Raw genomic sequence first — 25707 nt, 5'->3', positions numbered from 1 at the left:
GATTATATTTACAATTCACAATAATTATTATTTATGAATACCATTTTGATAGGAATTATCATTGCCAATGTTTTGATTAGTTATAAAGGTTTTAATGATCTTGCTTTTTTTAGAAAATATGAATTCCATGTGGGAAGCATTCGTTCCGGAGAGCAAATCAGAATGCTTTCTTCCGGTTTTTTGCATGGAGATATGATGCACTTAGCATTTAATATGCTGACACTTTGGTTTTTTGCCCCGGTGGTCTTAAACTGGTTAGGTACTTTTTCTTTTGTTTTAATTTATTTTGGAAGTCTGATTTTCGGAAGTCTTCTTACCATGATTTTTCATAAAAATGATTACAGTTACAGAGCTGTGGGAGCTTCAGGAGCTGTAACCGGAGTTCTATATTCAGCTATTTTATTACAGCCTGACATGATGCTGGGAATCTTTTTTGTAATTCCGATTCCGGCCTATCTATTTGGAATTTTATATTTATTGTATTCTATTTACGGAATGAGGGCCAAAAACGATAATATTGGTCATACAGCGCATTTTGGTGGTGCTGTAGGTGGCTATTTGATTACACTCATAAAATATCCTTCTTTGGTTTATGATCATAGCTTAATGGTTGTTTTATTGGCAATTCCAATAATTATACTTTTTCTTATGGCCAAATTAGGAAAATTGTAATGCTGGCATAACTTTTGAAATGCCCATATCAAATAACTTAAAATATAACAAAAATGAAAAAAGTAGTATTATTTTTAACAATCATGTTTATGACTATGTCTTACGGTCAGGAAACCAAACAAATTCCACTTATCAGTGTTAATGGGGAAGGAAAAGTAAAAGTAGCTCCTGATCAGGTTTCTATATCAGCTACAATAGAAACTAAAGGAAATAATGCTAAAGACGTCAAAAAACAAAATGACGAAAAAATGGATGCTGTTTTGAAATTCATAAAAAAGATGAATATTACAACAGCCGATTTTAAAACCAAGCAAGTTGCGCTGAACCCGCAATATGATTACGAAAAAAAGAAAACAAGTTATAATGCAGTACAAACTGTTGAAATTTTGGTGAAAGATTTATCTAAATATGATGAATTAATGGAAGGTCTGGTACAGCAGGGAATTAATCGTATTGATAAAGTAACTTTTGAATCTTCGAAAGAATTGCAATTGCAATCTGAAGCCAGAAAATTAGCTATGAAAGACGCAAAAGCAAAAGCAGAAGATTATGTTTCAGTATTGGGACAAAAAGTTGGAAAAGCTTTTGTTATTTCTGATAATTCACAAATTTACCACCCGCAGCCAATGTATGCTTCTATGAGAATGAAAGAAACTGCAGATGCATTGGGAGCTTCAAACGAAACCCTTGCAATTGGTGAAATTGAAATTACTGCAAATGTGAGTGTTAGCTTTGTTTTAGAATAGGTATAAACATCAACTTCTAACCTAAATAATTAGGTTTTGGAGTTTTAGATACCAAAAAAGTCCTGAAATTTTTCAGGACTTTTTTATTGGAAGAGCAGGGTATAAAGCTCTAAGTCTGTGGCTATGTGCTTTTAGATTGGTCTTTTATAAACAGTTACATCATCTACCCACATCATTACAGTTGAAAATAAGTTTATTTTATTTGGATCTATAAAACTGGAGTCTTTTGATCCCACATTCACATTAAAAATAATCGAATGTGCTCCGAAATTATTTAAATTAAGATTAGGCGCGCTGCTATTGGTGTATGTTGCAACAGTTACATTGTCTATCTTTATGGTTATGGTTACAACATTGTCTTTCATTTTCCAAAAGGATTCATATAAATGCCATCCGTTATTTCCGTTTACATCAAAATTACCGGGATAATTTCTTTCGGCTGTATTTCCAAGTAAGTTTGTTCCAACAGCCGTTCCATAAAAAAGATTTGAAGCAAAACGACTTGCATTTGGAGCAAAAGAATACCCTTCCATAATATCGATTTCTCCTTTAGTCGGCCAGCCATTCCCCTGTACTGACCAAAAGGCTGGCCAGGCACCGTAAGTTTCTGTAAATGACTTGTAATTTCCGCCGTCCATCGCTATTAATTTAATATTAGCAGAAAGCATATACTCTGTATTATTTTCCGGTTTGTATTGATAATTAGAACTGATGAAACCAGATTGATATTTGTACGTGCTCAATTTTGTAGTCTTGATTTCTAAACATTGCTTTCCATCTCTCCATTGAGTGGTGGGCACTGAGCTATTATAGTCACAATACCATGAATTATAATCTGATCGTTGTTCTTTTGTCCATTGCGATAGATTAGAGCCCACATTAAATGTATCTTCAAATTGTTTTACCCAGGGTGCAGCCGCTATTTTACCCGTACTTACACTTGTGGATTGAGTTTCTGATTCAGGAGCCGCATTATCTGAGCAGGATCCAAACCCAAATCCAAATCCACATACACAAGCTAGTGTTAATGAGAACAAACTTAGTTTTTTCATAATTTCGTTTTTTGGTTAAAGTAAAATTGAGTAAAGTATTTTGTCTAAAATTTAATCTAAACCTTCGAGGAATCCGGTATGTGAGCTTTTAATAGTAAAGTTTGCATCGTACAATAAAGGCCAGTCATTTCCAACATGATTCAGTTCTGTACTATATGGAATCCAGGATTCATTATCCTTCATTCCCCAAACTGTCAAAGCGTATTTATTTGCTGCAGGAATGGCATTGTATAATTTCACTATTTCTTTGTATTTTTCTTTTTGCGCTAACCTTCTTTCATTTGTAAAAGTTGAGATGTCATTAAATTGATTCACTTGTATATCTAATTCCGAAATATGAATTTTCAGACCTTTTGCTACAGCTCTGTTGATATCAGTTTCAATTTGAGCTTTGGTTGGGCTTAAATAAGTGTTATGCATTTGAAAACCAAGACCATTAATTAAATTACTGGCTTTTAAATCATCTACAATGCTAAAAACCCTATCTTGTTTTGGGATATTTGTTGAAGTTGCATAATCATTATAAAACAATAATAGCGATGTATCACCTGCAGCATTTGCTGCATTTCTGGCCCACTGAAAACAGTCTTTGATATAATTAGGTCCCATTCGCTGAAGAAAAATAGTATTTCTCATAGCTCCGCCATTATCATCGGCAGCTTCATTTACAACATCCCAGGATTTTACTTTTCCTGCATAATGAGTAACAACATCTGTAATGTATTTTTTTACTTCTAAAGCAAATTCGGCATCAGTACCTGAAAAATCTTTTAACCACTGTGGTACTGCATTGTGCCAAACCAAAGCATGACCGTGAACATTGATACCGTTTGCATTTCCGTACGCCACAATTTTATCAGCAGCAGCCCAGTTGTAGACACCACTTGCCGTAGAAATTGGATTCATTTTCATTTCATATTCGGCAGAAATACTGCTAAATTCATTTTTCAAAATGATATCATAGCCACTTCCAGTTGTTAATTGCGAAGCCTTTACTGCCATACCTACAAAAAACGGATTGGCTAATTTGTTTGCTTTTACCTTTAAAAAAGTTGGGTCTTCAGGGATATTGCTGGAACCTGTAGTTACAACACTAATAACGTTTGAATAGTCTGAAATTTGTGTCTCATTTTTGGCTCTTACCCGGTAATAATACTGAGTACCACCTGTTAAACCAACAACAACGTCATTTAAATCAGTAACTTCTTTTGAATTGTAATTAGGCAGAAAAGTGGTGAAATTTTCGTTTGTTGAAACATCTAAAAGATAGCTTTTTGAGTGGGAAACGTAATACCATTTTGCTTTAAAACCGCTATCATTTACATCTTTTGGTCCAATAGCAATTGGCGTTTCTAAAGTATCAGCAGTTTCGTTCTCGTCTCCAGAACAGGCACTTAAAAAAAAGAGACTGATTAGTATTAGTAAAAATTTATTTTTCATACTGTATTTTATTAATAGAACATTCTCATGCTAAGTGAATATTCTGTTTTATAGTTTACTTTATATTATTTTAAAATTTACTTCAATAAAAAGGTTGTCTTGGGGATAACAACCTTTTTTGAAGTTTAAAAATTAAAATACAAACCTTTAATTACTGGTAGCGTATTTTAATATTATCGTATTTTATTATACTTGGATTAGGAGTATCATTTTGGATAACGCCAATTTTGATTTCATTAACTTTAGAAGCATTCAACGAAGCAGCAGAGTTTGAACCATAACCGTAATTATCTTTAAAATCAGCTAAATTTATAGTCTTGGTTGTCCAATTGACATCTGTTACTTTAAAATTATAAGCGTAGTCTGCACCATCAATAGTATTCAGCTGAATCGCAAATTGTGCTCCAGCAACATTTGCACTTATATCAATATCTATATACGTTTTTGTTGCATCAGTATTAGTTGCACTTAAAAAACTTGTTCCTCCTCCGGCGCTGCTTCCATTGTAACCATTAACAGTCGAACCAGACCAGGTAAATGTTGCATAATTACCTGTTGGTCCACCAGCGGTATTTGCATTAAAAGCAGCAACATCACCATAAGAGAACCAATCTTTTCTTACGCCGTTACCGTCAAAGTCAGATACGAGAACGATGGTTACAAAATCTATTATTTTTTTTGCTGTACCTCCAGGAGTTGTAATTGCAAGTTCAGATCCTGAAACTGCATTAGCAGGTAAGGCTATAATAATTGAAGAAGATGATTTTAGAGTATAACTCAGTGCTTTTCCTCCTAAAGTTACCGAGGAAATATTATAAAACCAGGTGCCTTCAATTTCCAGCGGAAATCCTGGAGTTGCTACAGCCGGAATTGTTTTTGTAACTGTAGGAACAGGTTGTAAAATCTCGATATTTTTAGTTACTGAACCTGATGCCGTTGTAAATGTAATGGGCTGAACACCAAATCTGCTTCCTAGTTTTTCATCAAATGGAATGGTGAAAATAAACGACTTATCTGAATTGTAGTTTTGATTGAAACTGATATCAATTTTCTCGTCCAGCGTAATCTTTTTTAATCCTGCTAAACCTTCGCCTTCGACCCTTACTTTATTCGATGGAAAAGCCTGATTAAGTAAATCTCCCGGTTCAGCAACCATTGCATCTATATTTGCAGTAGTTGCGTCATCATTTTGGCAAGCTGTAAAAGATGCCAACGCAAAAAGAATTAGAATTCTATATTTTATTTTATTAATCATAATATAAGTTAGTTAAAGTTAAACGGAACCGGAGGCTCTAATAATGATGGATTAGTATCAATAGCAGACTGTGGCAATGGCAACTCAAAATAATGACTTCCAGGAGTTATTTTATTAGAAATTAATTCTGTTCTGGCATCATCAGAATAAAAACCAACTTCCTGATTCGAAATAATTGCTGTTGCTTCAGTAATACCGCGGCGTTTTAAATCGAAGAAATATTGTCCTTCAAGAGCAAACTCAATTCTTCTTTCATTAAATAATTCATCTCTTGTAAGTACTGTTTTAGTTGGTAGTCCGGCTCTTGTTCTTACTTCGTTAAAGGCAGTCAGGGCAGAAGCAGAAGTGGTAGAACTTGCTCCTGCTAAAATAGCTTCGGCATGCATTAACAATATATCTGAATATCTGAGAATTATAGTGTTTTGTGAAGTTCTCATAAAAAACACATCATTTCTTTCTGCAGCGGAACCTACAATGTATTTCCTGAAATTTGCTCCTGTAGAAGAAAGGATTTTTTTATACGTGAAACCACCAGAATTTTTTAACAATTCAGGATAAAAATCCCCATCAGTCATGATGGTGTATTTTTTTCTGGCATCTTTTGGTTCAAATCCGGCTTGTAATGAGATAGAAGGCAAGTAAACTCCCCAGCCGTCACCTCCGCCTGTTATTCCTGTACTTCCTGGAACAATATACGCCTGATTTGTATTTTGAGTTCCCCATTCGGTAGCAATAGCTTTCCATTGCAGGGCAAACATACTTTCTCTGCTATTGTTGTTTTCAGGGCTGCTGAACATGTTTCCGTATTCCTGAATCAGGGAATATTGTTTCCCCATGATTTCCTCAGTTAAACTGGCACATTCTGCATATTCGTTTAATGTTAAGTGTACTTTTGCAAGGATACCCATAGCTACAGTTTTATTCACATATCCTTTTTTGGCTGAAGTTTCTGGTAAATTTTCGATAGCATATTCTAAATCCTGTTTGATAAATTTATAGACATCTGCAACAAGATTTCTTTTTGGCTGTGGTGCAGAACCTGCTTTCGCAATGATCGGAACGGCTCCAAAAGTTCTCACTAAATAGAAATAAGCATTAGCTCTCATGAATCTTGATATTGCCATTGCATTTTTATAGGATGCTTCAGGCAATTCGCTCTTTCTGTCTTCCACTAAACTCATCAGGTTATTAGATTGATCAATAACCGAAAATAACGAAACATAGCCTTCTGTTAAGATTGGGTTTTGTGAAGTTACCTGAGTATTTAAGAATTGTGAGTAAGCCCCATCAAATGTAAAAGCGTTACCGGCGTACATATCTCCAACAGCTATCAGGAATTTATCATTAAAAGTAAACCACGGTTTGAAGTACAAACTCTCGGCAATTCCGTCAAAGGCTGTAACACCTTCAGGTAAATCGCTTGGTGTTAATTGGTTTTCAGATGGTGCATCCAAGAATTCATCTGAACAGGAAAATAAAGACAGCAATGGTATCAGCATTCCCATCATAAAAAGTTTAAAAAGTTTTTTCATAACTATTATTTTAGGCTAATGACTATAAATCATTAAGTTAAAAGTGTTTTATTGTAAATGTTAGAATTCTAAATTCATCCCTGCAGAAATTGTTCTTGGTACAGGATATCTTCCTAAATCAATACCACTTAGCGTAATATTCTGATCTAAATTTCCCAGTGCAGGATCAAATCCGGAATATTTTGTAAACGTGTATAAATTTTGAACATTGGCGTACAATCTGATTTTAGAAATAATAGACTCCTTGAAAATTTTACTTGGTAAATCATAGCTTAAGGAAACATTTTGAATTCTTAGGTAAGAACCATCTTCAACAAATCGGTTAGAAATCCTGCCGTTTCCATTTGGATCATTAAGGGTAATTCTTGGTACATTTGTATTTTCATTTACTCCAGCTTCAAATGCATTTGAAACCTGAGCACCTACATTTCCAAATCTATCGCCAAATCCCGGATAAATACCATCTGTATAATGACGTGTGAAGTTGTAGATTTCATTACCCTGACTTCCTGTTATAGCAACTGATAAACTAAAGTTTTTATATTTGAAATTATTCGTAAAGGCATAGGTAAAATCAGGAATTGCGCTTCCAATTGCTGTTTGGTCTTTAGCGTCAATTTTTCCATCATCATTAAGATCTTTAAAACGTATATCTCCAATTCCGGTTCCGGTTTCCTGAGTTGGTCCTGCTGCTAAATCGGCAGCATTTTTAAATAAACCATCAGTAACATATCCGTAAAATTGTCCTACAGGCTGTCCTTCAGTCGTTCTGGTAACGTTATAAAGGTCAAATTGTACTTTTCCTAACAAAGCTTTTCCTGCGCCTTGAAATTTGGTCAGCTCATTGTTATATTTTGATAAAATAATGGTACTGTCCCAGGAAAAATTATCTGTAATAATGTTTTTGGTATTCAATGTAAATTCGACACCTTTTGTTACAATTTCACCCGTATTTAAGTAATAGTTGAGTGCACTCTGATTAGATTCGTCATTGATTTGTTTGGTAAGAAAATCTGAAGAATTTTTGATGTAATAATCAAAATCTACTTTTACACGATTATTAACCAATCCTAATTCGAAACCGGCATTAAATGACTTAAGAGATTCCCATTTGATATCCGGATTTCCTAAATTATCAATTGTTGGTGAGACACCTCCAAATGGTGAAGAAAGTAAAGATAAAATGGTTTCGTATCTGTTTGCCGGAATGTTTTGATTCCCTACGGCACCATAACCTGCTCTGAATTTTAAGTAATTTACCGTATTTGATAAAGGCTCAAAAAACTTTTCGTTACTAACAGTCCAACCTCCTGAAAATGAAGGGAAATAACCCCATTTGTTATTAGGTCCAAAGTTTGACGATGCATCTGCTCTCAAAGAAGCTGAAAAAGAGTATCTGTCTGAAAAACTATAGTTTAATCTCGAAATATAAGACGCCATAGACCATCTTCCGGAACCATTTCCGTTCACAGCTGTATCAATATCACCAATGTTCAAGTTGGTAAAATCTTTATTCAAAAATTCACCTGTTCTGTAACCGCTCAAATATTCATAACGGCTTTCCTGTGCTTCCTGACCTAATAAAAGAGTAAAGTTGTGATTTTGGTTGATCGTTTTATTATAAGTCAGATAATTTTTGATATTCCAATAATAACTTTGATCCTGTTGTTTGAATGATTTGTTTAGAAGCTCATTTACAGTTCCTAAAGTATATTTTGGGACAAAAACACTGCTTTTTGCAAAATTAAGGTCGTAGCCTAATTCAGATCTGAAAACTAATCCTTTGAGTAAAGTAAAATCGGCAAATAAATTACCATTAATTTTAAATCTTTCTGTTGTAGCATTATTGTATTCAGCCAGGGCAATTGGATTTGTCGCTTCATTTGCCGAAGAACCTAAACCAGTAGTTGGCCCTGAGTAAGAACCATCTGCAGCTCTAACCGGCAATTCCGGAGATTGTCTTAAGGTGTTCATAACCAAACCACCTCTGTCATCGTTTCTTACTACTTGTTGTGAAGAGTGGCTTACAGACATATTGTTTCCAATTTTCAACCACGATTTAACGTTAGAATCTACATTTAAACGCAGTGATAATCTGTTGAAATCAGAATTGATAACCACTCCTTCCTGATTAAAGTAATTTAAAGAAGTGTAATATCTTGTTCCTTCTTTTTCACCCGAAAATGATAACTGATGATTATAAACCTGAGCTGTTCTAAAAAGTTCTTTTTGCCAATTTGTTCCTTTACCTAATAAGTCAGGCTTTTGATATTGATAGGGGATTGGCTCACCATTTAAGGAATAAATCTTTGTCTGATATTTGGCATACTCCGGTAAATTTAAAACGTCAACAGAATTTTTTACTTCCTGAACACCTATATAGGTCTCGTATGCAAATGTTGATTTTCCTTTTTTCCCTTTTTTAGTGGTAATCAAAACAACACCGTTTGCACCATTTGCACCATAGATTGCCGTTGCCGAAGCATCTTTTAAAATATCAATACTTTCGATGTCAGAAATATTCAAATTAGACAAAGCTGAGTTTTTCGTTTGTCCATTTCCTCCTCCTAATGCGCTAAACGAAAAAGAATCATTGTTTTTATCTGCAAAAACCGGAGTTCCGTCAATAACATAAAGAGGCTCATTTCCGTTTATAGAAGTAATTCCACGAATCTGAACAGAAATTCCTCCTCCAGGCGTACCTGAATTTTGAGTAACGTTAACCCCTGCAGCTTTACCAACAAGCGCCTGATCGATCGAAGTAAAAGGTTTGTCCTGAATTTCAGAAGCTTTAATAGAGGAGACTGCTCCATTAATATCCTTTCTTTTTGAAGTTCCGTAACCTATAACGACTACTTCATTTAATTTTTCCAGGTCATTTACCATCACTACCTGCATCACCGATTGGGTATTTGCCGGCATTGAGATATTTTTATAACCTACATAACTAAAAAGCAATATTGCTTTTGTTTCTACATTGTTTAACGTAAAACTGCCGTCAAAATCAGTGACAGTTCCGTTTTTTGTTCCTTGTACTATTACACTAACGCCGGGCAGGCTGAATCCCCCGGAAGTTACTTTACCTTTAACAGTTGTTTGGGCAAAGAAAAAATTCCCCCACATAAATACTATTAAATACAATAGTTTTTTTAATGTTCTCTTCTGCATACAATTTGGTTGTTTTGAGTTTGGATTAAATAATTAGTTAAATTCTGGTTTAGAAATATTTGAAATATTGTCTTTTACAGACTCATTATTTGAGTTTGAAAAAAGAAAACGATTTCATAAATATTTCTTAACGAAAGTAAAATCTGGAGGGATTCTAATGTGAAACAGATGAAGCAAATCATGCAGCATTTGATGCAAAATGAACTTTTGATATGCGATTCTCACTAAAAAGTGAATTAAACAATCAAAAAAATTACTGAAGTATTGCTAAAAAAGCAAGCTTAAAAATATTTTAAAAAGAAATAATTGTATTAATTCTATTAAAAATGTAAAATTTATCAAAACTTTAAAAATGATTTTCAAGCAAATATTCTGACAAAAAAAGCTTCGATTTACATCGAAGCTTTTTTAAAATTATTTTACACTGTAATAAGCTGTTTTTTATTCTTTGGTTCCTTTTTCCTGAGTAGGAAGGTAGCCGTATTTAATTTTATAACATTTGGCAAAATAGGAAGGTGAGGGGAAACCAACTTTATAACTAATTTCATTAATATTAACCTCATTATTTCCTTGTTCGAGCAATTGTTTTGCTTTTTCTAATCGTACATTTCTAATAAATTCATTTACCGATACACCTGTTAACGTTTTTATTTTTCGGTACAATTGACTTCTGCTCAGGAAAACCTTCGAAGATAATAATTCCACGCTCAATTCAGATTCACTGATATTTTCATGAATTAAATGAAGAATTTTTTGGATGAAATCGTTATCCAACGTAGTCGTTTTTTCTTTTCCGTCTTTTGTGATTCCGGTATAAAATTTCTTAAACATGATCTGTCTGCTCGTGATAAGCTGCGCCAGACTGGATTTTAAAATATCCAATTCGAATGGTTTACTCAAATAAATATCAGCACCGGAATCGATCCCTTCAAGTCTGTCGTTCACCATTGCTTTTGCAGAGAGCATTAATAAAGGAATGTGACTCGTTTTTATATCTCCTTTTATATTTTTACACATTTGCAGACCATCCATTACAGGCATAATAACATCTGTAATGATGATATCCGGTAATTTTTGAACGGCAAGTTCGTAGCCTTTTTTACCATTTTCGGCTGTAATGACCTTATATAATTTGCTTAATTCGTGTTTTAAATAATTCCGTAATTCAAGATTATCCTCGACAATCAAAACAGTATAGGGTTTAGCAGGCTCTTTGGTTGTTTCGGTGGTAATCTCATCTTCATCGTCATCATCATTTTGATTTTTATTAGATTCGAATAAGAATTTATTTTTGATTTTATCTATTTCAAAAACTTCATCGACTATTTCATTTTCCTTATAAAAAGATTTGCCTAAAGGAAACGTTACAGTGAATTTTGTACCTTTTCCCAGCTCACTTTCCACATCAATTTTTCCTTTGTGGAGTTCAACAAATTCTTTTACAACTTCTAATCCGATTCCTGTGGTGCCATAGTAATCTTTATTCAGGTTATTGACCTGATAAAATCTGTCAAAAATTCTGTTTAAATCATCTTTGTGAATTCCTGAGCCGGTATCTGCAATTGTTATTGAAAATGATGGTGTTTTTTCTCCATTAATCAGCAATATATTATCTGACTGATCAACAGAAATAGTAATAAAACCATTATCCGGAGTAAATTTGAAAGCATTTGAAATAATATTGAATATTATTTTTTCCAGCATTTTCGGATCTAACCAATCTTCCAGCTCATCAATTGACGGTTCAAAATCAATAATTATGTTTCGTGCAGTAGCTTCCTCATTAAAATAGCCAATAATCTCATTTATAAATGCTATCACTTCAATTTTTTTAGCCTGAAGAGAAATTTTATTAAACTCTAATTTATTAAAATCCATGAGTTCATTGATTAGCCGTGAAAGCCTGTCCGAACTTTTATGTACGATTTTTAATTTATGATGTATTTCACGAGATATATTCCTGCTTCTCAAAATATCCTCCAGAGGATTGATAATCAGTGTTAATGGTGTTCTGAATTCGTGCGAAATATTAGTGAAAAATTGTAATTTCTGATTGTTTAATTTCTCTAACTGAATTGTTTTTTCTCTTTCTAAAATGATGGCCTGTTTAGCTTTAAAACGATTTTGATAAATTTTATTGAGATATAGAATTAAGAAAACTAAAATAGATGCATATATTAAATAAGCCCAAATGGTTTTCCACCAGGGTGGCAAAATTTTTATTTTTAGTTCTAATTGATCCGTACTCCAGGAGCCATCTGCATTTGCCGATTTTACTTTAAAAACATAATTGCCCGGCGCCAGGTTTGTGTAGGTTGCTGTTCTGTTGTTTCCAACATAATTCCAGTCTTTTTCGAAACCTTCCAGATAATAAGCGTATTGGTTTTTTTTAGAATAATTATAGTTAATCCCCACATATTCAATCGTAAAAACAGATTGTGTATAATTAAGAGTTATTTCTTTGGTTTGGGAAATTACTTTGTGTAATGGCGAGAAATCTTCATTTGGTTTTGCCGATTGATTGAATAACTTAAAATCACTGAAATACAAACTCGGTGCTTTTTCTGTTTTTTTGATCTCATTAGGATTAAAATAATTTACTCCTTCGTAACTGCCAAAATACAAGTCCCCATTTCCGTCCTTAAAAACAGCGTTATTATTGAAATCGTTATCAATAAGACCGTCATCTTTATTGAAATTGGTACTCTTTTTATTTTTAAAATCAAGTTTTGTTAATCCGGATCCGCCGCTTACCCATAAAGAGCCGCTATTGTCAGAAATTATAGCACGAACAGATTTCTCTGTAAAACCCGGAAAGTCATTATAATTTGAAAATTTCCTGTTTTTTTTATTGTAACTAAATAACCCCTCACTATCTGTTCCTATCCATATTGTCTTGTCATTAGATTCATAAATTGATAAGATAGTCTGAATACTTTTATGCTTAGGTATGTGACTGAACATGGCGTCCCGCATGTTTGTTACTTTAAATCCTGAGTCCGATTTTATATTTACCTGGTATATACCTAAGATCGTTCCTACCCACAAAATATCATCGGAGTCCACAAAAACTTTTCGGATAAATGCATTATCCAGAGCGTTTTCAGTAAATGGTGTGAAGTCACAATGAACAAAGGAGTTACTGTTATTGTCAAAATAATGCAATCCTTTTATAAAACTTCCAATCCAGATTCGCCCTTTTGAATCTTCTGAGAAACTAAAAATCCTATTTGATTTCAGCCCGGCTGTATTAGCAGTATTGTAGTTTATAAATCGCGTCGTTCCATTTTTTAAAAAGTAGATTCCACGATCCCAGCTTCCTATCCAGATGTTTTGTTTACTGTCTATAAATATGGTCTGAATATCAACAGCATCCAAGCCTGAATAGTAACTTTGATTGTTTTTATTAACGTGTATATAACTTTTATTACTAAGATTATAAATATCTAATCCACCGCCTTCATTGCTTATGAGCAGATTACCTTTTTTATCTTTTATAACAGAGGTGACATAGCTGGTTTGTAGTGAATTATCATTATTTACGAGAGATTCAAGCGAATTAAATTTATTATCAGGTTTATCAAATACTCCAAGTCCCTTGTTAAAATAGCCTAACCAGAGTCTCTTTTCTTTATCTTCGTATAATGACCAGACAGAATTAGATTTTAAACTGAAATTATTGTATTTGCTGTGCAGATATTTTTGCAGTACTTGTCCTTTATAATTTACAACAAATAATCCGTCGTTTTCTGTTCCGCAAACTATATAACCCAGACTGCTTTCTACAATGGAAAGAATTTTGTTTTTGGTAATAAAATAATGTTCGAATTGATAATTATCTGTTTCAGGTTTGATTTTTATCAGCCCGTTTTCTGTTGTTCCCAGCCATAAATATCCAAATTTATCTATAACAAGATTTTCTACGTCATCTAATACAGGTTCTCTTTTGAATTTGTCTTTATAAACCTGTTTGACTTTTCCGTTTAAATCTATTTCCAAAAGGCCATAGCTGGTTCCCAGATAAATAATTCCCTGTTTATTTTTTACAGAACATTTTATTAGCAAAGTTGGTTTTAAAGCTTTTGACTGAACTAATGAAGCTTTTAAAGTCTTTATATTTAGTTTAAACAATCCAAAGCCATAAGTCCCCAGAATTAAATTGCCGTTGTTATCCTGAATAATAGTTTTTATAGTAATGGGCTCATCATAACCTTTTGTAATTACATCCTCAATATTGATTTTAGTAAAATTATCTAAATCTCTATTGTACAGGCACAAACCGTCATCAGTACCCACCCATAAGTTATTATCTGAGTCAATAAAAGTGGTATAGATAAAGTTACTGTTTACTGAACCCGATTTTTTATTGGATTTATAGCCAAAATAATTTACACCATCATATCTATACACGCCTGCACCACTTGTACCTATCCAAATGAATCCATTTTTATCCTGAATAATAGAAGAAATTGCTCTTTTTGAAGTTGTTTCCTGAATGCTTCTAAACTGGTAACTGTCAAATTTACCCTGAGAAAACAAATAGTTTGCAAACACAAAGTAGCATAAAAGAATATATTTAATAGTTTTCATTTAGATTCAATATTGCAGGTTTACTTATTCTATACAAATTTATCATATTACTAAAAACCTGAGTACGAATTTCACTAGAATGAATCGTACTCAGGCTATAAGATAGTTAAAATAGAAACAAATTATTCTAAATTATTTATTTTTTATTTATAGGAATTCCGGAATTATTTTAATTCAAACTTTCCAGAAAGTCCTTCATTAGAATTCCAGCCAATCATGACATTAAACAAGCCCGGTTCTACCAAATAGGCACCGTTGTTGTCATAAAATCCAAGTTCTGCATCAGTTAATGTAAATGCAACTGTTTTAGTTTCTCCCTTTTTTAATGAAATAAGTTCAAAACCTTTCAGTTCTTTGACTGGTCTTGTGATACTTGCCGCAACATCATTTATATACAATTGAACGATTTCTTTACCATCAAAATTACCAGTATTGGTCACATCAACTGAAAGTTCTATTTTTTCTCCTTTTCTATACGTTGATTTTGCCATTTTTAGATTTTTATACGCAAAAGAAGTATAGCTTAATCCGAAACCAAAAGGATATAAAGGTGTTTTTTCAACATCAGAATAATGTGACCAAAAAACATTTTGATCTTTATCGGTTGGTCTTCCTGTATTGTACAAATTATAATAAATAGGGCATTGGCCTACATTTCTTGGAAAAGACATTGGCAATTTTCCACTTGGATTATAATCTCCGTACAAAACCTGAGCAATTGCATTTCCGGACTGAGTTCCTAACTGCCAGGCTTCCACAATAGCCGGAATATTTTCTGCAGCCCACGGTAATGCTAACGGTCGGCCATTATTTAAAACCAAAACAACATTAGGATTTACTTTATAAACTTCCTCCAGTAATTGCTGTTGATTCCCTGGTAAACCTAAATCGGTTCTACTGCGTCCTTCGCCGCTTTGAAAACCAATTTCACCCAAAACCATCACTACTACATCAGCATCCTTAGCGGTTTTTTTTGCTGCTTCAAATCCGGAAAAATCAGTGGTGTTAATTTTTACTTCTTCTATAAATGTCTGTTTATTGGTAGCGACATCTGTTCCTTTTTCATAAACCAATGAGTTGTTTTTGTATTGCTGCATCCCTTCAAGAACTGAAATTGCTGTATTGTCATCAGCTGCAATTCTCCAGCTTCCCATCGGACTGTTTTTATCATTTGCCAAAGCACCAATTAAAGCAATTTTAGCTCCTGTTTTTTTTAGAGGCAGAAGGTTTTTATCATTTTTCAGCAAAACGATTGATTTTTTTGCCATGTCCAGAACGTTATCATGATTTGCCTTACTGCCAATATCTGATTTTTCACGGTTTTCATCACAATATTTATAGGGGTTATCAAACAGCCCTAATTCAAATTTTACCCTAAGAATCCTGCGTACAGCATCATCAATCACACTTTCTTTAACCGTTCCTTTTTTTACTAACTGAACTAATTCTTTCACATAAATACTTGATTCCATATCCATGTCTGAACCTGCAATAGCTGCTTTTTTAGCTGCATCAGCACCATCTGCCGCGTAACCATGTGTAATCATTTCTGCTATAGATGCCCAGTCAGAAACTACAAATCCTTTAAATCCCCAGGCTCCTTTTAAAATATCTCTCTGCAAAAAACTGTTTCCGGTTGCGGGAATACCGTTTAACGTATTAAATGAATTCATAAAAGTCCAGATTCCTGCATCAACTGTGGCTTTAAAAGGAGGCAAAACGCTATTGTATAATTTAGAATTACTCATATCGACACTATTGTAATCACGGCCTGCTTCTACAAAACCATAGGCAGCAAAATGTTTGGCACAAGCTGCGATTGAAGTATTTGAGCCTAATTTTTCTCCCTGAAAACCAATGACTCTTGCAGCTCCAATTTTGCTTCCCAAATATGGATCTTCACCGGCACCTTCCATTACTCGTCCCCATCTTGCATCATTTGAGATATCAACATTTGGAGCAAAAGTCCAGTTTAACCCGGATGCCGAAGCTTCAAGAGCAGCAACCCGAGCCGAATTTTTAATGGCTTCTAAATCCCAGCTTGCAGCTTCTGCCAATGGGATAGGGCTCAGAGTTTTATAACCATGAATGACATCAAAACCAAAGATTAACGGAATACCGAGACGGGTTTCTTCAACGGCTATTTTTTGTACGGCTCTTACTTCTTTGACGCCTCTTATACTTAACATAGAGCCTACCCATCCTTTCTTTATATTATTGTATTTTTCTTCATTAGAACCTGATTCCGGTTTTGGTCCCGTAACATCCCATGAACCGTTGTATTGATTCATTTGACCCACTTTTTCTTCTAAAGTCATTTGTTTCATCAAAAGTGAAATTCGGTCTTCTGTAGATTTGTTGGTATCCATATGTTTTTTTGTTTGAGCATATCCGTTTCCTAAAACAAGTAGTAGCAAAAAGGTATAGTTTTTAATTTTTTTCATCATTATGGTTTTAGTTATCTAAAGTTTTTTAAATCCTGTATATATGAAACATTCTCTTTTTTAGTTATGATCTATTTTGAATACTATAATTTTATAGGTAAATGTGAATCAAATCAACAGAATTTTAAGATTGTAAATGTAGGTTTACAGTAGTGAGGACAATAAAAGATTTGAAGCATTATGTAAGACAAATGATGTATTTGCATTCTTTCAATAGCTTTGAACAAAGAGATTTATGTATTTGTGAGTAAGCAATGACAATCTTTTCATTTTGCTGTTAAGAAAAATTAGAAAGGATAAAGTGGCTTAAATAAAAAGAAAGTATTAAACAAGATATTAATTGATTTCTTAGATTTGTAGTAAGGACCTTAAAAACTTTTTATTATGCCTATAATTGAACAATCAAAGTATGATTTACCTTCTATTATGCATCGCAACAGGCATATTTCTACTATTTATGCTGCTATGTTTAAAAAGTTTGAAATTCCAAAATATACAAGAGAAAAACTTGAGTTAAGTGACGGAGATTTTATCAATGTCGATTTTATTATCAATAATTCTAAAAAAGCAGTTATTTTATGCCATGGCCTGGAAGGTGATTCACGCAGGACATACAATAATAGCTGTTCAGCTTATTTTCAGCAAAAAGATTTTTCAGTTTTCGCATGGAACAATCGTACCTGCGGAGGAGAAATGAACCGTCTTCCCAGACTTTATCATCACGGTGCAGTTGATGATCTTGATGAAGTGGTGAAATTTGTTATGCAAAAAGGATTCGAAGATGTTTACTTAATCGGATATTCGATGGGAGGTGTTCAGCTTCTGAATTATTTAGGATGGTCAGAAATTGATGAACGTATAAAGGCGGCAGTCTCTATTTCAGTGCCAACTCATATTGCAACAAGTGCAGCTGTTCTTAAACAAGGTTTTAACAGGGTTTATTTAAAGAATTTTACAATTGATATTAAAAGAAAACTCAAATACAAAGCGGCACAATTTCCTGATTTTATAAACCGTGATCAGATTGATAAAATTTCTTCTTTTGATGAAGTTGACCAGTATTTTACTGCACCTCTTCATGGGTTTGCCAGCCGGGATGATTATTACGAACGTGTTTCTCCGGAATTTTCCCTTAAAAACATTACCACTCCGGTTTTAATTATTAATTCACTTGATGATCCTTTTTTAGGTGAGAGATGCTATCCCAGAGCCATAGCGCAAGAAAGTGCATACGTATATCTGGAAACCCCAAAATATGGAGGACATTGTGCTTTTCCGGTGCGTAATTCGACCTATTCATACGTAGAGAAAAGAGCCTATGAGTTTTTTGAATCTTGTAAAGGAACTGCTTAGTATTCGTCTTCGTTTAGGATAAACTTCGCCGAAGACTTTTTAACTGAAAAAGGCTTCGACTCCGCTCAGCTTGACATTTCTTTTTAATTTTACCAAATGCATTATATTATTTATTCATTGTAATATAATCTGACGGTGACATTGAAAAATGCCTTTGAAAATTCCTTCCAAAATTGGTTTGTGATTTATAACCTACCATTTCAGCAATTTCATATATCTTATAATTTTCATTCAAAAGCAATTCTGCTGCTCTTTTTAAGCGTACAATATTGATTAGCTCATTCGGACTTAAATTTGAAATATCTTTTATTTTTCGATACAAAGTAGAACGGCTCATATTCATAATTTCTGCTAAAGATTCTACACTTAAATCAGGATCAGTTATATTTTTAAGTATTTCTTCATCAAGCTTTTTAAGGAACTTTTCATCTGTTTTATTGTGTGCAATACTTTTAATGTGAGAAAGCGGTGAACTGGCATAATAATTCATAATCTGCTTTCTGTTTTCAATTAAATTATTGGTCTGAACCTTCAGATAATCCATCGAAAAAGGTTTGGCAATATAGGCATCGGCACCAACTTCCAGACCATCAATCTGAGATTTAAGAGAGTTTTTTGCCGTTAATAAAATAACCGGAATATGACTGGTTTCTAAATTGGCTTTTATGTTTTTGCACAACGAAATCCCATCCATAACAGGCATTTGCACATCGCTGATGACTAACTGAATATTTTCATTATGGATTATTTTTAAGGCTTCTTCACCATTTTGTGCTTTTAAAATGGTGTAAGATGAGCTTAGTTCTGATCCAATAAAGCTTAAAAGATCTTCATTATCTTCAACAATTAATATTTGGGATTTTTCCTGTTTAGGGTCAGTTGAAATAACTGCTGTTTCCTTTTCCGTTTTTTCTTTTTCATTATCTGTATAAAACATAAATTCCTGTTCCTGATGGAGCGGTACAGTAAGTTCAAAAATATTCAGTTTTGCATCAGAAACTAATTGTAAACTTCCGTTATGCAGTTGCGCCAGTGAATTTGCCAGAGAAAGTCCAATTCCGGTTCCGGAAGTAGAATCCATATTGTCAACTCTGAAAAAAGGCTCGAAAATCTTATCTTTTAATTGAAACGGAATCAAATTACCATCATTTTTAATCATCAGGTTCAATTTTTTATCATCTCTGAATAGCTTTATTACGACTGTGTTATTAGAATATTTTATAGCATTACTGATTAAATTGCTTAGGATTTTTTTGAATGCTTCTTTGTCTACAAAAGCAAAAATGTCTTTTTCTCCCAGCTCCAGTTCAAAATTAATTCCTCTTTCGTCGATTAACTGGCTGAAACGCAAATGTAAATTCCGAACCATGGCTGAAATATTGGTTTCTACAAAAGTAAGTTTCAGTCCGCCAATTTCAGATTTTCTAAAATCCAGTAATTCATTCACCAACTTCAAAAGCCTTGAAGTGTTTTTCTTCATTATAGATAGATTTTGCGGTACTTCGGGAGAATGGTGTTCTATAGTTAATAATTTTTCCAATGGGCCTTTTATCAGCGTTAGAGGCGTTCTGATTTCATGTGCAACATTTGTAAAAAAGTCAATTTTAGCCTGATAAAGCTCTTTTTCCTTTTCGTCGTTCAGATGTTTTATTTTTCGGTTGTTTTTTACCTGTGTCAGATTTTGTGAGTACCGAATGATATAATAAAAAGAACCGCAAACGACCAGAAAATAAAAAAAGTAGGCATAAGAGCTGGCATAAAATGGTGGCAATATTGTAATTTTCAGTTTTGCTTCCTTACTCCATACGCCAAAACTGTTAAGTGATTTTACTTTAAAAACATAATCACCCGGAGCCAGTTCGGTAAAAAAAACTTTATTGTTGCGTTCCAGATAAACCCAATCCTGATTTACATTTTCAAGCTTGAACCAATATTCGGTAAGTTCTGAAGCTGTGTAATTTAACGAAGCAAATTCAAGATTAAACGATGACTGATTATTTGTGAGTTCTAATTCCTCTATATGTGAAATGGATTGTTCAAGTGGAGAATCAGCCGTATTGACATCAATGTCTTTATTATTAATTTGAAGATTGGTAATAAAAATAGATGGTGTGTATTTATTTTTGGTAAAATTCTTGGGATTAAAGCTAATCATTCCATTCAGATTCCCAAAGTACATATCGCCGTTAGTGTCCTTAAAAGCAGAACTGTAATTGAACTGGTCACTCAGTAAACCATTGGCAGTGGTAAAAATTTTAACGCTTTTATCATTCGGATTAAATTTCACCAGACCTTTTGAAGTAGTCAGCCATAAATTTTTGGTATCATCTTCTAAAATCGAATAAATGACATTACTCGGAAGTCCGTTTTTAGTTGTGAATTTTTTAAAAGTTCTTGTCTTTTTATCAAATAAATTCAGTCCGTTTTCAGTGGCAAACCATAAATTTTGATGACTGTCTTCAAAAATCGAATTAATGGAATTATTGCTGATTCCTTTCGGATTCTTGTAATCATATATAAAAACCTCTTTTTTTCCGGTTTTTAGATTGTAGAAAAACAGACCATCACGGTAACTTCCGGCCCAATAATTTCCGTAACGATCTTCTTTAAAAGTCGTATAATGCGAGGTTTCCGGAAACATTTTCTGAATATCAAACGTATCTTTTTGTTCATTATAAATGTAAATTCCCGAAGCTGTAATTACAAAAAGCTGTTTCTTTCTCGTTTCATAAAATGAAAAAATAAAATTGCTGCGTAATCCGGTCAAAGGATCATTTGCACTGTAATGTTTGATGACAGCGCCTGATTTTCGATCTAAAACATCAAGACCGTGTTCAAAAGTTCCTGCCCAGATTTTATCCTTTCGGGGCAATAATGCATGAATGTTATAAAAAGAAACTCCGCTTTTACTTCCGTTTGGCAGGTAAGAAGTAAATTTCTGTGTTTTTGGATTGAGTCTGTTTAGACCAGCATCTTCGGTACCAATCCATATATCGCCAAAATCATCTTTGTGAATTTCTCTGACAGCGCTTCCGCTAATAGAATTTTGATTTTTTTGAGGAAAATATTTTTTGAATTGTGTGTATTGCTTTTGATGATAGTTAATTCCTCCGAAATAAGTTCCAACCCAGATTCCGTTTTCCTTGTCAATCGTAATCGAATATGCAGCATTGTCTGAAATAGCATACGGATCGTTATAATTTTTTCGAAGATTCAAACATGTGTGGTTTCTGAGATTGTAAACGTAGACACCGGATTCACTGGCAATCCAAAGTTCTTCATTTCCCCGTTTTTTGAACTGACGAACAAAAACAGGTTCTTTGATGCTGAATTTTAATTCATTTAAAGTTTTATGCTGCCTGTCATAAATCAATACGCCATGATCCTGTGTTCCTATTGCAATATTGGTTTGATCCAAAGCGTAGATAATGGTAATTCTGAAGTTTGCTTTGTTGGAAGGCGGATTTAAAACGATATTTTCAAATGAAAGGCTTTCTTCAGAATAATGATACAATTTGTTTAATGATGAAGCCCATATTTCCCCTTTTGTATCTTTTGTAATGGATGTTGCAGCAAAATATTTATTTGGATTAAAAGTAATTGTCTGTTTTTTATCCTGTGCATATTTGTATAAGATATTACCAGATATAAACCAAATGTTTCCTTTTTTATCATGATTTATATCGTTAATACGATCGTTTATTGCTTCATTTAAAATGGCAAACTGATCATTTTTCTTGTCATATTGATACAGACCTTTATCTGTTCCTACCCAGATTGTTTTATTGTATTCGTGCAGGGACTGAATATAATTGCTTCCTAAACTATGAAACGGATCACCATTGCTTCGATATGTTTTAAAACGATAACCATCAAATCTGTTTAAGCCGTCTTTTGTTCCAAACCACATAAAACCGTCTTCATCCTGCATCGAGGTAATAACAGTATTATTAGATAAACCTTCTTCCACCTGAAAATGCTTAAAATAATATTCCTGCGATTGAATAAAATTTACAGACAAAAGAAATAAAAATAAAAAAAGAAAGAATTTACGCATTGTTGGTTTTTTTTATGGCAAAGGTTGGTTTTACAAATCAGGTCAATCTTCTACAAAATGTTGCAAACGAATCAAATTGGTTGATTTTCAGTACGATTTGAATCATTTGATTTAAATATTGACACAAATGAAGCATTTTATTTTGAATAAAAATCATCTACTTTGAATTTTCAAATAAATCATATTGATAATTTTTAAGCTTAAAAAATAATGTATCAATAAATAATTGTTTGAAAAAATACATATATTATAATTTTAAAACAAATGAACAAATTATTATTTAAGAGCAACACTGATTATTTTTTTGCTCGAATCAGGGATGATTAACTTTTAAGTACCCAAATTTAAAAACCGACCAAAAGAAAACTATCTAAAATGAAAAATCAATGAAAACAAAGTTCACTCAAATTTTAAACCAGAGATATTACCTCTTGTTTTTCTTTAGTTTATTACTACAACAAACCTATGCGCAGCAGATTGCTATTAAAGGGAGAGTATCTTCTGCAGGAGGAGAAGCCATACCATTTGCTAATGTATTAATTAAAAATACGTCTACTGGAGCCGTTACCGATTTTGACGGAAGTTATTCCATTACAGCAAAAGGAACAGACATCCTGGTGTTCAGTTCGCAGGGCTATAAATCAAAAGAAGTTCCGGTAAACAATCAGACTTCAATAAATGTTTCCCTGACCCCCGATGTACTTTCATTAAACGAAGTTGTAGTTGTGGGATATGGCTCGCAGTCGAAAAAGGACTTAACGGGAGCGATTTCAGTAGTGAAAGCAGATGAAATCCAAAAGAGACAAGTGACCACAGTTGCCGAAGGGCTGCAGGGACTGGTTACCGGTGTTAAAGTTCGTGGGGGAGGAAGACCAGGACAGGAAGCCAATATCGAGATTCGTGGTCTGAAGAATCTTCAGGGTACCAATCCGCTGTACGTAATCGATGGTTTGATAACAACGGCCAACAGAGATTTTAACCCTAACGATATCGAAAGTATTCAGGTTTTAAAGGATGCTTCGGCAGCTGCTATTTATGGATCAAGAGCTGCAAACGGAGTTATTATTATTACAACCAAAAAAGGAAAAAAAGGACCGCTTCAGGTTGAAGTTTCGGCAAAAACAAGTTTTACTGTAATGCCAAAATACGATTTGATGGGAACTGAAGAGTTCGCAAAATATAATAATATGGCATACGACAATGCTGGTCTTCCTAGACAAAATCTTAATATGTCAGTAAATACAGATTGGCAAAATGAGGTTTTCAGTACAGGAATGATCAAGGATTATAATGCCAGTTTTTCAGGTGGCGGAGATAATTCTACCTTTTTCATCTCAGGAAATTATTTTGGAAATGAAGGAACCGTTGTTGGAACTGATTTTGACAGAATTTCATTCAGGGTAAATTCAAGTGGTTCAAAAGGAATTTTCAGTATTGGAGAAAACATTGCATTAAGTAATGCCAAAACAGATGAAATGTCAGGAAACCCAATTATTGATGTTTACAGATTGACACCAACAATTCCGGTTTACGATGCTGCCAATCCGGGAGGATATGGATACGGTAAACAAGGTGTTGCAGATACTTTTGGAACAAATCCATTAGCAATTGCTGAATTTGCAAATACGACAAATGAGAATTTCAGAATAAGAGGAAATGTGTGGTCAGAGCTAAAATTTACTTCATGGCTGAAATACCGTTTCAATTTTGGATATGAAACCAGCTTTGATAGCTATAATTTTATCAGAAAAATTGGGAACTGGTCTTTAAATCAGCCTGTTGAAAAATCTTTCATCAACCAAAATAAAGGAAGATCTGAAACAATGCTTTATGAAAATACGCTGACTTTCAAAAAACAATTCGGCAAACACAATATTACTGCATTGGTAGGACAGACTTTTCAAAAAGACAATTATAACCAGATCAGCGGAACGAAGAGAAACCTTTTGGTTAATCCAAGTACAGGTCAGTATTTTGATGTTTTGGATTTAGGTGATTCACCGGAAGTAGCGGGCTTTAGAGAAGAAGCTGCTTTAACATCTTATTTAGGAAGGCTGGAATATAATTATGCAGATCGTTATCTTTTTAATGCTGTTTTTAGACGCGATGGATCTTCAAAATTTAGTGATGGAAATAAATGGGGGAATTTCCCATCAGTATCATTAGGATGGAGAGTAAGTAATGAGCCTTTTTTTAAAGCTGATTTTATAAAAGATTTAAAATTAAGAGCCAGTTATGGTGAATTAGGCAGTGGTGCTATTCGAAACTATGAATATCAGGGTTTCATTAATACAAATGGTGCTATTATATTAGGAAATGGCCAAATTATGTATCCATCAGCAACACAGGTAAGATTGGCTAATTCTCAATTGCGTTGGGAAAAACTAAAACAAACGAATATCGGTATGGATTTAGGAATTCTTAATAATGATCTTCGTTTTACAGCTGATTATTTCATAGCTCGTACAGAGGATGTATTATATGGATTTCCAATTTTAATGACTACAGGCAGCGACGGTGGAAATCCAATTTCTAATGCGGCTACAGTAGAAAACAAAGGTTTTGAATTAGAGTTGGCATACAGTAAAAAAATTAATGATTTTTCATTTAATGCTTCTTTAAATTTTACAAAATTAAACAACAAACTGGTTGCATTAGGTAACGGACAAAATACACATTTTCAGGGAAATACTATCACACGAGACGGAGGTGCAGTAGGAATGTGGTACGTTTTAAAGACTGATGGGTTATTTCAGACTCAGGAGGAAATCCAGAATTATAAAAACTCTCAGGGACAGGTTATTATGCCAAATGCCCAACCGGGTGATATTAGATTTAAAGACGTTAATGATGATGGTCAAATTACAAACGAAGATAAGGATATCGTAGCAAGTCCGTGGCCTGAATTTGAAATGGGGTTGAATGCCGGTGCTTCCTATAAAAGTTTTGACTTCTCAATGAACTGGATTGGTTCTCACGGAGCTACAGTTTATAACGGATTTAGAAGCGTGGTAGACCGTTTTGATGATAATAGTAATTACAGAACCGGAATTCAGCCATGGACTCCTGAAAATCCAAATACTGATTTTCCAAGAATCACAAAAGGTTCTACTTTAAACTCCAGAGGAGATACTGACAGATTTCTGGAAAGCGGTGATTTTATCAGACTTAAGTACATAGGATTTGGATTTAATGTTCCGGAGAATGTTTTGAAAAAAGCAGGAATTTCAAGAGCAAGATTAAGTTTATCAGCACAAAATATACTTACAATAACCAAATACAAAGGACTGGATCCTGAGTTTAGCAATGGTAATATTTTTGAAAGAGGTGTTGATGTGGGAGCTTTTCCAAATCTGAAAACATATTCATTTGGTGTCGAGTTTGGTTTTTAATTTTAA

The 25707-nt window shown here is 33.6% G+C and carries 12 protein-coding genes; 4 read left to right on the top strand and 8 right to left on the bottom strand.

Annotation, left to right across the window (positions count from 1 at the left end):
* Positions 1 to 33 precede the first annotated feature (33 nt).
* Together DMB68_RS07250 and DMB68_RS07245 are read left to right on the top strand one after the other, a co-directional pair.
* A complete protein-coding gene (locus DMB68_RS07250; protein ID WP_110345941.1) occupies positions 34 to 672 on the top strand; it encodes a rhomboid family intramembrane serine protease in 639 nt (212 codons plus the stop codon).
* Between the two features lie 53 nt (positions 673 to 725).
* On the top strand, positions 726 to 1418 hold the full coding sequence (locus DMB68_RS07245) for an SIMPL domain-containing protein (RefSeq protein ID WP_110345940.1): 693 nt from the start codon (positions 726 to 728) through the stop codon (positions 1416 to 1418).
* Between the two features lie 131 nt (positions 1419 to 1549).
* Here the strand turns inward: DMB68_RS07245 and DMB68_RS07240 are convergent, their stop codons facing one another.
* The 7 genes from DMB68_RS07240 to bglX all read right to left on the bottom strand — a co-directional run bounded on the left by DMB68_RS07240 (position 1550) and on the right by bglX (position 16902).
* Positions 1550 to 2470 carry a glycoside hydrolase family 16 protein gene (locus tag DMB68_RS07240; RefSeq protein ID WP_110345939.1) on the bottom strand — a complete coding sequence of 307 codons (921 nt, stop codon included), beginning with the start codon at positions 2468 to 2470 and terminating at the stop codon, positions 1550 to 1552.
* A 51-nt stretch (positions 2471 to 2521) separates the two neighbouring features.
* Positions 2522 to 3910, bottom strand: a complete 1389-nt coding sequence (locus DMB68_RS07235) for an endo-1,4-beta-xylanase (RefSeq protein ID WP_110345938.1) — start codon at positions 3908 to 3910, stop codon at positions 2522 to 2524.
* Positions 3911 to 4061: 151 nt separating this feature from the next.
* On the bottom strand, positions 4062 to 5165 hold the full coding sequence (locus DMB68_RS07230; protein WP_110345937.1) for a CIA30 family protein: 1104 nt from the start codon (positions 5163 to 5165) through the stop codon (positions 4062 to 4064).
* An 8-nt stretch (positions 5166 to 5173) separates the two neighbouring features.
* Positions 5174 to 6697 carry a RagB/SusD family nutrient uptake outer membrane protein gene (locus DMB68_RS07225; protein ID WP_110345936.1) on the bottom strand — a complete coding sequence of 508 codons (1524 nt, stop codon included), beginning with the start codon at positions 6695 to 6697 and terminating at the stop codon, positions 5174 to 5176.
* A gap of 60 nt (positions 6698 to 6757) precedes the next feature.
* Positions 6758 to 9865 carry a SusC/RagA family TonB-linked outer membrane protein gene (locus tag DMB68_RS07220; RefSeq protein ID WP_110345935.1) on the bottom strand — a complete coding sequence of 1036 codons (3108 nt, stop codon included), beginning with the start codon at positions 9863 to 9865 and terminating at the stop codon, positions 6758 to 6760.
* A gap of 441 nt (positions 9866 to 10306) precedes the next feature.
* Positions 10307 to 14455 (bottom strand): hybrid sensor histidine kinase/response regulator transcription factor, encoded by a 4149-nt coding sequence (locus DMB68_RS07215; RefSeq protein ID WP_110345934.1) that lies wholly within the window; start codon positions 14453 to 14455, stop codon positions 10307 to 10309.
* A 164-nt stretch (positions 14456 to 14619) separates the two neighbouring features.
* The gene (bglX, locus tag DMB68_RS07210; RefSeq protein WP_110345933.1) at positions 14620 to 16902 is read right to left on the bottom strand and encodes a beta-glucosidase BglX; all 2283 of its coding nucleotides are present in this window, start codon (positions 16900 to 16902) and stop codon (positions 14620 to 14622) included.
* 381 nt (positions 16903 to 17283) lie between these two features.
* Between bglX and DMB68_RS07205 the strand changes: the two genes are divergently transcribed.
* Positions 17284 to 18252: a YheT family hydrolase gene (locus DMB68_RS07205; RefSeq protein WP_110345932.1), complete on the top strand. Its 969-nt coding sequence runs from the start codon at positions 17284 to 17286 to the stop codon at positions 18250 to 18252.
* Between the two features lie 106 nt (positions 18253 to 18358).
* Here the strand turns inward: DMB68_RS07205 and DMB68_RS07200 are convergent, their stop codons facing one another.
* Positions 18359 to 22309: a hybrid sensor histidine kinase/response regulator transcription factor gene (locus DMB68_RS07200; protein ID WP_110345931.1), complete on the bottom strand. Its 3951-nt coding sequence runs from the start codon at positions 22307 to 22309 to the stop codon at positions 18359 to 18361.
* A gap of 386 nt (positions 22310 to 22695) precedes the next feature.
* On the opposite strand from DMB68_RS07200, the gene DMB68_RS07195 reads away from it, so the two are divergent.
* Entirely contained in the window at positions 22696 to 25701 is a 3006-nt protein-coding gene (locus DMB68_RS07195; protein ID WP_110345930.1) for a SusC/RagA family TonB-linked outer membrane protein, read from the top strand.
* The last annotated feature ends 6 nt before the right edge of the window (positions 25702 to 25707 follow it).

Source organism: Flavobacterium hydrophilum, assembly GCF_003202405.1.
Lineage (GTDB): Bacteria > Bacteroidota > Bacteroidia > Flavobacteriales > Flavobacteriaceae > Flavobacterium > Flavobacterium hydrophilum.
Note: the sequence above shows the minus strand (reverse complement) of the source record. Positions and strands in the feature narration are given on the sequence as shown.

Bases quoted from the DNA above. Each gene is read 5' to 3' on its own strand.
- DMB68_RS07250 (WP_110345941.1), top strand. From the start codon at position 34: ATGAATACCATTTTGATAGGAATTATCATTGCCAATGTTTTGATTAGT.
- DMB68_RS07245 (WP_110345940.1), top strand. From the start codon at position 726: ATGAAAAAAGTAGTATTATTTTTAACAATCATGTTTATGACTATGTCT.
- DMB68_RS07240 (WP_110345939.1), bottom strand. From the start codon at position 2,470: ATGAAAAAACTAAGTTTGTTCTCATTAACACTAGCTTGTGTATGTGGA.
- DMB68_RS07235 (WP_110345938.1), bottom strand. From the start codon at position 3,910: ATGAAAAATAAATTTTTACTAATACTAATCAGTCTCTTTTTTTTAAGT.
- DMB68_RS07230 (WP_110345937.1), bottom strand. From the start codon at position 5,165: ATGATTAATAAAATAAAATATAGAATTCTAATTCTTTTTGCGTTGGCA.
- DMB68_RS07225 (WP_110345936.1), bottom strand. From the start codon at position 6,697: ATGAAAAAACTTTTTAAACTTTTTATGATGGGAATGCTGATACCATTG.
- DMB68_RS07220 (WP_110345935.1), bottom strand. From the start codon at position 9,865: ATGCAGAAGAGAACATTAAAAAAACTATTGTATTTAATAGTATTTATG.
- DMB68_RS07215 (WP_110345934.1), bottom strand. From the start codon at position 14,455: ATGAAAACTATTAAATATATTCTTTTATGCTACTTTGTGTTTGCAAAC.
- bglX (WP_110345933.1), bottom strand. From the start codon at position 16,902: ATGATGAAAAAAATTAAAAACTATACCTTTTTGCTACTACTTGTTTTA.
- DMB68_RS07205 (WP_110345932.1), top strand. From the start codon at position 17,284: ATGCCTATAATTGAACAATCAAAGTATGATTTACCTTCTATTATGCAT.
- DMB68_RS07200 (WP_110345931.1), bottom strand. From the start codon at position 22,309: ATGCGTAAATTCTTTCTTTTTTTATTTTTATTTCTTTTGTCTGTAAAT.
- DMB68_RS07195 (WP_110345930.1), top strand. From the start codon at position 22,696: ATGAAAACAAAGTTCACTCAAATTTTAAACCAGAGATATTACCTCTTG.